We start from the raw sequence: 11,484 nt of genomic DNA, 5'->3' as shown, positions 1-11,484 counted from the left end.
TCACTTTATAAAATAATTTAATCGACTGATATTTTTTCTTAAATCAATTATGATTTAAGAAAAAATATCAGTTACTTCTTTATTTAGTGATTGAGCAATATTCAAAGCTAACGAGTTAGAAGGTTTGTATTTTCCTTTCTCTATACTTTTAATTGTTTGAATAGAAACATTGACTTTATCTGCAAGCTCTTCTTGGCTAATGTCGTTATTACTTCTAGTTTCTTGTAGATTATTTTTATTTTTGGGTGTTTTCTTCATGTGACAATCTCCTTCTTATTATTAATGCTAGGATAGATACTTATTAAATCGGTTGGGGTACTTCCAATATGCAGCAAGACAATCATATTGCAAACGCTACTTTAATTTGTACTATTATTATAAGCAAATATCCTTTAATGATAATAGTAACAGATATTCTTATTGTTATAAAGATATTATTTAAAGAACTTTTATAAAAACATAAAGTAATGTTTTTAACAAATTATTTCGTGTTGGTGTATTATTTGAAGTTAAAAACTTTTTTCACTTGAAAAGAGATTATAATTCACTTGAATCGTTCTATTTTTGTTTAAATGTAATTCTATAAAAAATTCTCCAAGAGTATTATTCATGAATCCTTTCCTTCCAAACCAAAAACCTCTATAATAACAATAGAAATCAAAAGAGAAGAGGAAGTTTTTTGCGTATATTATTTATAGGGGATGTCGTCGGTTCTTTAGGTCGAGATACTATCAGCACATATTTACCAAAACTAAAGAAAAAATACCGGCCCCAAGTAACGATTCTAAATGGCGAGAATGCAGCAGCAGGTAGAGGAATCACTGGGAAGATTTATAAGAAGTTTTTACAAGACGGTGTGGATGTTGTCACTTTAGGTAATCATACATGGGATAATAAAGATATCTTTGAATTTATCGATGATGCAAAAAAAATGATTCGTCCAGCCAATTTTCCACAAGGAACACCTGGACAAGGCATGGTGTTTGTGAAAGTTAATCAACTTGAATTAGCTGTAATTAATATGCAAGCACGTGTTTTTATGGCAGATATCGACGACCCTTTTCGTAAAGCAGAAGAGTTAGTTACTGAAGCCCGTAAACGGACGCCATTGGTTTTTGTTGATTTCCATGGCGAGACTACTAGTGAAAAACAAGCGATGGGCTGGTTTTTAGATGGGAAAGTCAGTGCAGTGGTTGGCACTCATACCCATGTGCAGACAAATGATGCGCGGATTTTACCGGAAGGTACAGCCTTTTTAAGCGATGTTGGTATGACAGGACCTTATGATGGTATTTTAGGAATGAAGCGTGGACCAATCATTGAGAAATTCAGAACAGCATTACCGAAGCGCTTTGAAGTAGTTGAGGAAGGGCGCAGTTTGCTATCTGCTTGTGTCATTGATATAGATGATCAGACAGGAAGAGCAAAAAAAATCGAACCAATCCAGATTAGTGAAGATCGTCCATTTGAAGAATAATAAAGAGAGATAAAAGCAAAGCTCCAAGAAAGAAGAGGAGCTGCTTTTATCTCTTTATTTTCATTTAAAGCTAGGTAACAAATTGAGCGTTTGCGAACAAGAGAATAGTAAAGTGTTCTATAATAAGGAAAAGAATCTGAGGGTAGCAAATAAAACAGCAGATTAGAAGGAGGCATTTATGCGAAATTCTTTTATGGGAAAAAAAGAACGGATGAAATTTGAACTGTTTAAGTCAATTGTTTTCTCTAAAAATGGGTTGAGCTTCAATGAGTTGCTGCAAAAATATGATTTTACGAAAAGTACCCTCAGCAGATATATTAATGATTTGTCGAAAGAAGTAGAAGAAACCTTCGATGAAAAAGTCCATTTAGTACAAAATAATCAAACGGGTACCTATCAAATTAAAACATCGGAATCTTATAGTATCGGCTATTTAATTGACTATATCCATTTATTTTACGTTGAAAAAAGTGGTGTTTTTTTCATTTTAGATCGGCTATTGAGAAATCATTATGCATCGATTGAAGCGATGGCTCTTGATTTGCATATGAGTAGTTCATCGGTCTACAAACAGTTGCGAGTTTTAAAAGAGATGCTGGTTCCTTTTGGAGGGAAGATTTCGTTTGAACAACTTTCCAGTCCTTTGACAGGAAATGAGATAGGGATTCGATTGTTTAGCTTTTATTCATATTGGTCCGTTTTCAAGTCAACGGAATATGAACATAAAAACTATCCTGAATCTTGGTGGAAAATCAAAGAGCTGGAGGGATATTTTGACCATACGGCTTCTTTATCAGAATCACAACGGGCAAAATTACGGTTTATCCAGCTGATTACATTCAAAAGAGTGCTCTGGCAAAAAAATTATATCGAACTATCCGAAGAATTTATGGCAGATATTGCCTATTTTGATACCAAAGACACAGAATTGCTGCCTTTTCTGAAACATCGACTCTCCGATGAGTTGTATAAGAAAGAACGGGCTTTATTATTGTATGCAACTAGAGGACTAATCTACAATTTAGATTCGAAGGAAACAAAAAAGAAAATCGTTCAAGATTATCAACAGTCAACACTAGAAATTGCAACGTATACAACCAAATTGATGGCAGAAGTTCAGCAAGAATTTGACATAGAATATACGGAAGAAGGATATGTCGATTTTTATTTTTATTTGATTATTTTATTGATTTATATCAAGCACATCAATATTGATATCTCTGGCTACTATAAAAATGGACTCTCATTTCACTCAATAATTGATTATAATGGAGAAAATGTGGAAATTTTTCAAAAAATTACTAGCCTAATTCAGCAACAGGAATTTTATTCTAAAATAAATAAGAAATCATTGAAAGGCGTTATGTCAATTTTGTCATTGACAATCTATTCGGGTATTTACTTAAGCAAAAAAGTAGGGAGTATGTCAATTTGTGTTATTTTCAATAATAATTTGATTTTGGCAGAGGGAATAAAGAAGGTTATTTTAGATGTTTATAATCATGACAGAATCCTATTCACTAATGATGTATCGTCAGCAGATCTAGTTATTTCAGACTCTTATGAAGCAGTAAATCCGCAAACAGAACATTTCTATCTTGATGAGCAGTTGAATCCAGAACAATGGGGGAAAATGATTGATACAATCAATAAAATTTTTTATAAAACGATTTTTAGTGACATAGAAGGTAATTAGTTGAAATGAGTAAACTATCTGTTTTTTCTCTGAAATATATCGGATTTCAATTTTTTATAAGGCTGAAACAAAACAATTAACTGTTTTGTTTCAGCCTTATTTTACTTGGGAACAGTAGGTTTTGATAATAAAGAACTGTTGTTTTTTAATTATGAAACAGATTGTTTCATAATTATATAAATTTTTTCTGAAAAAAAATGTATTATTTCATTGTAATAAAAAAACGCTTGTTACTATTTTTACATAATGAAATAAGCAGATAGGAGAATCGATGAAAAAGAACATGTTTAGTTTATTCGTTTTATTTTTCTGTCTTTTGCATATGGTTGGTTCAACGGAGGACGTTTTTGCAGAGACCTCTTCTCCTCCTGTAGGATATCCGCTTGGGGTGTCAACAAAAACAAATTTAACAGCTGGTGCTACTCTTTATTTTAATACCGATCAGTTACAGGAGAAACAAATTGTTGGCCAGTTTCTAGCGAAAAATATTACATCTAATGGTTCTTCCGGATTAGCCAAAGGCAGTTTTCAAAATTATCAAAAATCATCACGCCAATGGGAGTTGGAACAAATTGATCCAGCTGTCGTATCTGAGACAATCACAGGCAGTGATATCATTCGATTGTATGCCAATGAAACAAGTTTTAAATATATTGATGATGAAGATTTACATTATTACATAGGTAAGTTACCGACTGAACAACAAATGACGGAGGCCTTACAATATTATCCTGGATTGCGTGAAAATTTTTCTAGACGAATCTACAATGATTCTCTGAACTCGTTTCCCACATTTGTGGACAATGGTATTTCTGATTTTTCTCAAATAACGAACAACATTCAGGCTGTCAGTGATTATTATGCAGGGTTGATCGATACAGATCAAGCCATCATCTGTAATTCAGCAGTTCAAACGGCAGAGATAAATACAGAGAAAAAAGTTGTGAATCCTAATGATTGGGGTGGACAATCATCCATTCAGATCAACATTGCTTTAAAAAAAGGTGAGACATCTCAAGCCGTTGCTATTGTTGATATTGATGGTAGAATCGATCACTTTAAAAATGCCCAAGATATTTCCATTAATTATACCAACTATGATCCAGATACTATGTTGCCTCCATATGTGATTATTAATTATAAACATTTTCCATCGTTTAACTTTAGTGGCAGTACATTTTTTCATGCGACGGCTTACCCGAATTTACCTGGGGATGAAGAGTACCAGTTTGAAGGGAATAATGGTGTTTTTTTTGAAGGAAAATACGCAGATAAAGCGATACCTTTAATAAAATCAGACAGCCACACTATTGCTGAAGAGTTAAAGGAGAAGACATATAAAACAGCTACGCATCTTGTTCATAACTTTAATGATGAGGAAGAAGAAATCAAATTTAGAAGTAATGCATCACTATTTATCGGAACAGTCTTAGCACCACGAGCATCTGTAATTTTGGATGATACACAAGGGCGGGTGTTAGGAAGTGTGATTTCTGGCCACGATATTCACACCAATATGCCAATTAGCACTGAAGAAAGTACTGGTATGTTTGACTATGATGATTTTCCAGGAGTAGGGGACATCATCAATGGTGAAGAGCTTGAAGCACCCATCAAATCAGGAGAGGAATTTGAGTATAAAGGACCTGAAAAAAGACAGCTATATAGTATTTCACAAAAAATACCAGCCTATTCTCAACGTTTTCCAGTCCAGACATTAAAAATGACCGATAAGTTGGCAGATTCATTAGAAATTTCTACAACAGATGTATCCATTAAGGATGAAGCGGGGATTGATGTAGTAAATCGTTTTACCATTGTTAAAAATGAAGAGAATGAATTGAAAATCGAAGCGAAAGCAGAAAGTTTAGCTGATGAATCATTTTATGGAAAAACCTACACGATGGAACTAAATGGCAGTCTAAAACTAAATCAAGAAGAGTTGGCTGATCCACAAGTTAATCAAATCGCGATTCCAAATACAGTTATTACTACTATGAATGAGGAATCTAAGACAAGCAATGAAGCCTTACTTAAAGCCGATTTGCTTCAAGGAAAATCTGTTAATGTAAAATATTTGAATGAAGATGGACAAGAGATTGCACCAACTGAAATTTTGGAAGGAAAAATCAACATGCCTTATCAGGCAAAGGCCAAAGAAATTTCTGGTTATACCTTGATAAAAACACCAGAAAATGAGTCTGGACTATTCTCGAATGAAGAACAAACAGTTCTCTATAACTATCAAGGACACTTGGATTTTTCTGCGGTACCAACGGAAATTAGTTTTGGTACACACGCCTTATCAGAGAAAGATGAAGAGTACAAGATGGAGTCAAAAGATAAAGATCTTGTAGTGAAAGATACAAGAATGTTAGGTTCAAATTGGCAGTTAAGAGCAACCCTAAGTAAATCTTTGACTGGAAATAAAACGCAGCACATATTACCAGAGTCGTTATTTTATGTAAAAGATGGTCAGTCATTTCCTATATATACTGACTCTTCAACGGTCATCCAATCGGCAGTGACAACAACTCATGATGAGTATAACGTTACTAATCACTGGACAACCTCTAATGATGGATTGAAAGTAGCTGTGAAGTCAGGAGAAGCGCTAGCCGATCAATACTCTGGAGAAATCCGTTGGGAATTATACGATGTTGTGTCCAATGATTGAAAGGTCTTCAACAATGAAAAATAAAAATAGAAAATGGATTCAATTGCTATTACTGTGCGCTTACTTTTTATCTCTAACTGAAATGGTAGAAAGCCAAGCAGCAGAAGATAGTAAAGCGACTGTCGGTTTTTACGAAGTTGATAAAAAACAGGAGCAGGAAAACAGATCCTTACCACAGACAGGCGACAATCAGCAAAGTAAAGAATTACGAATAAGTGGAATATCCATTCTGTTATTTCTAACTGGAATGATATCATATAGAACTTTAAAGAATGAGGAGAGAAAGTAAATGAAAACAAACAAAATTTTAGTAGGATTTTTACTAGTATCAATGATTTTAAGCGGAAGTATCGTTGTGAATGCAGAGGAAGTAGAACAACCAACCTCAAAAAGTGACATTGGTTTTACAGCACCTACAGAAGGCGCATTGACACTATTGAATGTTGCCGATTTTGACTTCGGTTCTAACCCGATTTCAGCTAAAGATGAAGTCTATAAAAATAAAGTAGAAACAACAACAACTGTTCAAGATATTCGCGGAACAGAAGCTGGTTGGACGGTTCAAGTTGCTGAAAACGGACAACTTAAAGCTGATAAAAAAGAGTTGCAAAATGCTCAAATCACATTGAAAACACCGACGATTTCAGAAAAATCAACTGGGACAGCGAACGCTAAAACAGACGTCGTGTTAAACACAGATGGTTCAGCAACAACAATATTAGATGCAGCTGCAGGGCTTGGTAATGGTGTGACAATTGAAAATTTTGGAAAAGATGCAGCTGTTTTAGAAGTGCCAGGTGAAACAGTCAAAGTAGCTAAACAATACGAAACAACGTTGACATGGACGTTATTAGATCAACCAGAAAACAATTAACATAAATTAGTGAGAGGAACAGGACTAAAGCAGTTTTGTTCCCCTCCATGTACATACATAGAAATAAAAAAATGGAGGAATTTACATGTTAAAACGAACACTTAAAGTTTTGTTGCCATTGGCGGTTTTTGCATTCGGATGTATGGTAGGAACACTGAATGTCAAGGCACAAGATGCAGGTTATGAAGTAAAAGCAATTCCTTCAACGAAGCAAGTCGATGAAACCAAAACATACTTTGATTTACGACTTAACCCAAAAGAAAGTCATACCATAAAAGTTAGAATCACCAATCGGTCTGAGCAAGAACAAATAATCCATACCCAAGTCAAAACAGCTACAACCAATACCAATGGGGTCGTTGAATATAACAATAGTGATCAAAATCAGTCAATTGATTTACCTTATAATTTAAGTAAATTGGTCAAAACAAACACAAAAAAAATCACCTTAGCACCTCACGAATCAACAGATGTGGACTATACAATCACAATGCCGGAAAAAGATTTTTCAGGAATTTTGTCAGGCGGGCTCGTTTTTACTAGTGAAAATACAGAAAAACCTAAAAAAACAACCGCTGATGTAGCGATTAAAAATCAATTTGGCTATGTAATTGCACTAGTCCTTCACGGGAATAAAGAAGTAGAGCCCAATCTAGAATTATCAAAAGTTAGTTTAGGACAAGTCAATAATAGAAATGTGGTTTTTACCCACCTAGCGAATCCTAATGCAGCCTATTTAAATCGAATGAATGTACAGGTGAAAATCACAAAGAAAAATTCGGATAAAATCCTTTATGAAACAAGTAAAAGTGAACTGCAAATGGCACCAAATTCAGTTTTTAACTACCCAGTAAGTTTACAAGAAACAGAATTTAAGCCAGGTAAATATCTACTAGCTGTCCATGCAGAATCAAAAGGGAAAACTTGGGATTTTGAAAAAGAATTTGAGATCAAAGAAAAAGAAGCCAAAACATTGAATGACCGAGCGTATATTCATCGAAATAACAATAAATACTTGCTTTATATAATCATCTTCTTTGTCTTATTGCTATTGATTATTTTATTTATGATCTATAGAAAAAGACAACAAAAAATCAAAGCATTAGAAGAACAAATCGAAGAACTAAAGAAACATTAATATACTAGGTAAGAGAGAAAAATAAAAGAGAGGTTGAGACAGAAGGGTTAGCTCCCGTAAAGACAATAAGTATATCAAACAAATAGAGTGGATTCGCCCATACCTAAAAAAGACCTTCTAGTGTAGTTACTCTTTAAACACTACTTCACAAAACAATGTTAAAGAGTAAATTAAACCATGTGCTCAATATAAGCTTGTGGAACCATATCTACAAGCTTTTTTATTGTTAAATTATTTAATATGATTGCCCGTAATAAAGAACAATAATATAAAAGTTAGTAATCTTGCCCACAAAAAAACTGTAGCTATAAAAGTTACAGTTTTTTACTATCTTTTTATATTATTTCAAATCATTCTATTTCTTAAGATAATTATATATTTGAATTAATTTTAACTTCTGTAATAAGAACGCCGTTTTCTTTTTCACTTTCCATTACCTCAAGTATCTGCTTATCAAATGTCACATTATTTTCTTCCAGATTAATTTGAAAGAAATCACTATATTTCTCTCTCAATAAATCTGATAAGTAATTACTTATTCCACAATTAATTAATGCTATTTTACCCGCATCGCTAGTTCCATATTTTAATTTAAGATATAATTTTTCTTCAAGAAGTTCAAGTTGATACAGAACCTCTATATATTTAATTATCTCATTATCAATAAAATCAAATTCTTCTTTAAGTCTAACAATCGCTAGATTTACTCTTTCTGAATTGCTTTTATTAGCTATTATTGTCCATAATTCTCGAAATCCACCGCGTTTTTCATCTCCCCATCTACCAACATAGGTTAGCTCATCATTTTCAAGAGTTTCCCAATAAGCCAGCATCTGTAAAACCATATCAGATGTTTTCATGCCTAACATTCTCCAGTTTAATATCATTTTGTAGAAATTTCTGGCTTTAACGTCTTGCAGACGTCTTATGTTGCTATTAGAATTTATTTCTTCATTCATTCTTTTGAAGAAAATATAATGTAAACGATCAAAAACAATGTCTAAGTCTGTTGCTAGATTAGATAAATCGTTTATTTCGGCAGTTATTTCTTCTTCATGAGCAACTATATCGAATATATTTATGTTGTTTTGAAAGCAAAGTTTACCAAAAAATGTAGTAACTTTTCTTGCACTAGGTATATCAACGATGCTATTATCACTTATATTTTCAATGAACTCATTCGCATTAGTGATTTCTTCAGCATCAGAAATGGAATTTTCAAGTAAAGGATTCTCATTTATGTCATCAAAATCAGCAACAACAGAGCATTTTGTCTTTCTTATAAATCCTTTGGGAGTAAAATCTTTAAAGCAATACTGTCCTTTTAATACATGGACTTCTGGAAGTAGATAATCTAAATTACCGCTCTCGTCATCAAAAATTTCACTAAAACGACAAATTCTACCAATAAGATTTTTGAATGATGAAGGGTTCATATAGCCTCTACCCTTGAATGGGTCTAGAATAAACATTTTTGTAGCAGGTATATTAACACCTTCAAGTAAAGTTGAATTAGCTATAAGAAATTTTAATTCTGGATTATTTATATATAAATCCTCAATGAAAAATCTAACTGATTCTGGTACAGCTCCATGGTGATATATAACACCATGTTCTAAAAATCGTGCTAAATTATATTCTGGATGAATAAATTTTTTTAAATCACTAACGGCTTTCTTTATAATTGGAGATTCAATAATATTTTGGTTTTGACTTAGCTCTTCCGCAAATTTCTCCAAGTCTTTTGGTTTGTTTAAATAGATGATATTTTTTTTATCGGCTTTTGCTAATATAAGCTCGCTATCTGTTTGATAGTAATTATTGGTTTTAATCGGAATAAAATCATTCATATATTGATCGTATAATTCTTCTTTACCTTCACGTATATCATGAAAATAGAACAACTCAGATTTCACAAATTCTGTTACAATATGCGAAACAAAATCAATATTAGTATATTTTACTTTTAAATTATCCAAAGATCTCATGAAAGGTGTCAAAAAATTACAAATTAGATTATTATTTTTGGAAAAACACAAAATAATCACACTAGCTAAAAGAATGCTGCGTTTACTGTCCTTTTGAGATTTTTCTAATAAATTATGAGCTTCATCAATGATTAACATGTCAAAAGATAATTCTTTATGAAGCTGCAACAGTCTTAGTAGTCTTTCTTGAGTAAGCACAGCAATAACTCTATCCTCAGATTCGGAATACATTTCCGGCTGAGTTATTATTTTTTTATTACCAATTACTTTCATTATTCGTCTTTTAGTTTGAGCTAATAATGATTTACTGGGAGTAACAATACAGATATTATAATTTTCGTTTTTTTGAATCATATCAATTATAAGTTCTGTTTTTCCATATGATGTTGGAGCAATAATCACTTTGGACCTCTGCTGATTTTCATAAGTAAAGTCAATAAGATTTTTCTGCTCTTTAGTGCGATATACATTGTTTATTTGGTATTTAATGTTTTGTATATCATTTATTTCGGTCTGCAAATTCCCATACTTATCTCCGTATCCTAGGAAAGAATAAATATATTTCGATATAGGAATCAATCCGTTGTTTTGACTTATTTCATATAATGGCTTGTAGTCTCTCGTTTTTTTACTATAAAGAAGTATTAGCCTATATCCCAAATCGTTAATCTCTTTATTTTGAAATTTAATAAATGCCATTGATAAAGCTAAAATAGTTTTCAACTGACTCTCATTTAATTCGTCAGAAAGAAGTAGATGACTATAGGTTTTAGGGAATTCTGTATTCTTTAGCCTACTTAACGTTATCTTTTTCAACAAGTACCACCAACCTCTTCTAAGTATTCAGTTACTTTCTTGTAAGTGTTCTTTTGTATGGCAATTAGTTTGACTTTGGAAAATTTTTTAGAATTGATAACTCTATCTTTTTTTCTTAAAATTGTATCTTCACGAAACTTTTCATTAATATCATGAAAAGCTATTCCTCCAAGAATGACACAAGATTTAGTACTACTTGTACTGCCCAGTCCAATTATAGATTTTACAACCTCTTTTTCATCACTTTCATTCATAGAAATTGAAACATCATTAAAAGCATTCAGCCAAATAGTCTGATTGTCTTCATTGAGTCGAGTATTTAAATCCCTTTCAGCCGTCGTTATCCGTTCAGTTATTTTCTCGTCAACTGTTTGTGGCTTTTTATTGCTAACACTTCCAGCTTTAGATTCAGTTATCCACACACTTTTATCATTCTTATCAAACAAAATAATATCAAAGCCTTTTTTTGCTGACCCTGCTTCTTCTTTGTTGAAAAAAGGAGAGGCTACTTCAAAATTATTATAGTATTCTCTAATGACTATATTTAGTAAAATTTCCCCTATAAACCCTTTCTGCTTATTTTCTTCAGCTGGGTATCGTTTTAGAAGTTGCGAAATTGTTGTTGATATTGAGTGAATCGGAAAGGTTGAATCTCTGTGAGCTTCACCATGACATAAAGCTACTAATTCGTCCTTTATCTTTAGTTTAAGTTCGTTAGTTAATGACTCAATATAGAAAATAGAATGATTATCCATAATTTTCTCAGTGATGCCATTCATTTTTTGTCCTCCTAAAAATATATACTTTAGTAACATTAT

The 11,484-nt window shown here is 32.5% G+C and carries 9 protein-coding genes; 6 read left to right on the top strand and 3 right to left on the bottom strand.

Translation table 11 applies throughout. The features are described 5' to 3' along the window. Positions 1 to 54 precede the first annotated feature (54 nt). A complete protein-coding gene (locus AC4BB2_RS12820; protein WP_490473292.1) occupies positions 55 to 258 on the bottom strand; it encodes a helix-turn-helix transcriptional regulator in 204 nt (67 codons plus the stop codon). Positions 259 to 679: 421 nt separating this feature from the next. On the opposite strand from AC4BB2_RS12820, the gene AC4BB2_RS12815 reads away from it, so the two are divergent. The 6 genes from AC4BB2_RS12815 (at position 680) to AC4BB2_RS12790 (ending at position 7,862) form a co-directional block, all read left to right on the top strand. Next, positions 680 to 1,477: a TIGR00282 family metallophosphoesterase gene (locus tag AC4BB2_RS12815; RefSeq protein ID WP_490473291.1), complete on the top strand. Its 798-nt coding sequence runs from the start codon at positions 680 to 682 to the stop codon at positions 1,475 to 1,477. Positions 1,478 to 1,655: 178 nt separating this feature from the next. Then, positions 1,656 to 3,173, top strand: coding sequence for a helix-turn-helix domain-containing protein (locus tag AC4BB2_RS12810; protein WP_490473290.1), 1,518 nt, complete (start codon positions 1,656 to 1,658; stop codon positions 3,171 to 3,173). 271 nt (positions 3,174 to 3,444) lie between these two features. After that, the gene (locus AC4BB2_RS12805; RefSeq protein ID WP_490473289.1) at positions 3,445 to 5,850 is read left to right on the top strand and encodes a MucBP domain-containing protein; all 2,406 of its coding nucleotides are present in this window, start codon (positions 3,445 to 3,447) and stop codon (positions 5,848 to 5,850) included. 13 nt (positions 5,851 to 5,863) lie between these two features. Then, positions 5,864 to 6,139: a hypothetical protein gene (locus AC4BB2_RS12800; protein ID WP_490473288.1), complete on the top strand. Its 276-nt coding sequence runs from the start codon at positions 5,864 to 5,866 to the stop codon at positions 6,137 to 6,139. Then, positions 6,140 to 6,724, top strand: a complete 585-nt coding sequence (locus AC4BB2_RS12795) for a WxL domain-containing protein (protein WP_490473287.1) — start codon at positions 6,140 to 6,142, stop codon at positions 6,722 to 6,724. Between the two features lie 85 nt (positions 6,725 to 6,809). Next, positions 6,810 to 7,862 (top strand): WxLIP family cell surface protein, encoded by a 1,053-nt coding sequence (locus AC4BB2_RS12790; RefSeq protein ID WP_490473286.1) that lies wholly within the window; start codon positions 6,810 to 6,812, stop codon positions 7,860 to 7,862. A 371-nt stretch (positions 7,863 to 8,233) separates the two neighbouring features. Here AC4BB2_RS12790 and AC4BB2_RS12785 read toward each other — a convergent pair whose 3' ends face one another. Together AC4BB2_RS12785 and AC4BB2_RS12780 are read right to left on the bottom strand one after the other, a co-directional pair. Continuing rightward, positions 8,234 to 10,666 (bottom strand): DEAD/DEAH box helicase, encoded by a 2,433-nt coding sequence (locus tag AC4BB2_RS12785; protein WP_490473285.1) that lies wholly within the window; start codon positions 10,664 to 10,666, stop codon positions 8,234 to 8,236. Beyond that, positions 10,663 to 11,445, bottom strand: coding sequence for a Hachiman antiphage defense system protein HamA (locus tag AC4BB2_RS12780; RefSeq protein ID WP_490473284.1), 783 nt, complete (start codon positions 11,443 to 11,445; stop codon positions 10,663 to 10,665). Before AC4BB2_RS12780 ends, AC4BB2_RS12785 begins: the two co-directional genes overlap by 4 nt. Between the last annotated feature and the right edge of the window lie 39 nt (positions 11,446 to 11,484).

This window comes from Enterococcus sp. AAFC-DPL-5146 (assembly GCF_058216635.1).
Note: the sequence above shows the minus strand (reverse complement) of the source record. Positions and strands in the feature narration are given on the sequence as shown.

Excerpts from the sequence above, each read along its gene's own strand:
- AC4BB2_RS12820 (WP_490473292.1), bottom strand. The coding sequence starts at position 258 with ATGAAGAAAACACCCAAAAATAAAAATAATCTACAAGAAACTAGAAGT.
- AC4BB2_RS12810 (WP_490473290.1), top strand. The coding sequence starts at position 1,656 with ATGCGAAATTCTTTTATGGGAAAAAAAGAACGGATGAAATTTGAACTG.
- AC4BB2_RS12805 (WP_490473289.1), top strand. The coding sequence starts at position 3,445 with ATGAAAAAGAACATGTTTAGTTTATTCGTTTTATTTTTCTGTCTTTTG.
- AC4BB2_RS12800 (WP_490473288.1), top strand. The coding sequence starts at position 5,864 with ATGAAAAATAAAAATAGAAAATGGATTCAATTGCTATTACTGTGCGCT.
- AC4BB2_RS12795 (WP_490473287.1), top strand. The coding sequence starts at position 6,140 with ATGAAAACAAACAAAATTTTAGTAGGATTTTTACTAGTATCAATGATT.
- AC4BB2_RS12790 (WP_490473286.1), top strand. The coding sequence starts at position 6,810 with ATGTTAAAACGAACACTTAAAGTTTTGTTGCCATTGGCGGTTTTTGCA.
- AC4BB2_RS12780 (WP_490473284.1), bottom strand. The coding sequence starts at position 11,445 with ATGAATGGCATCACTGAGAAAATTATGGATAATCATTCTATTTTCTAT.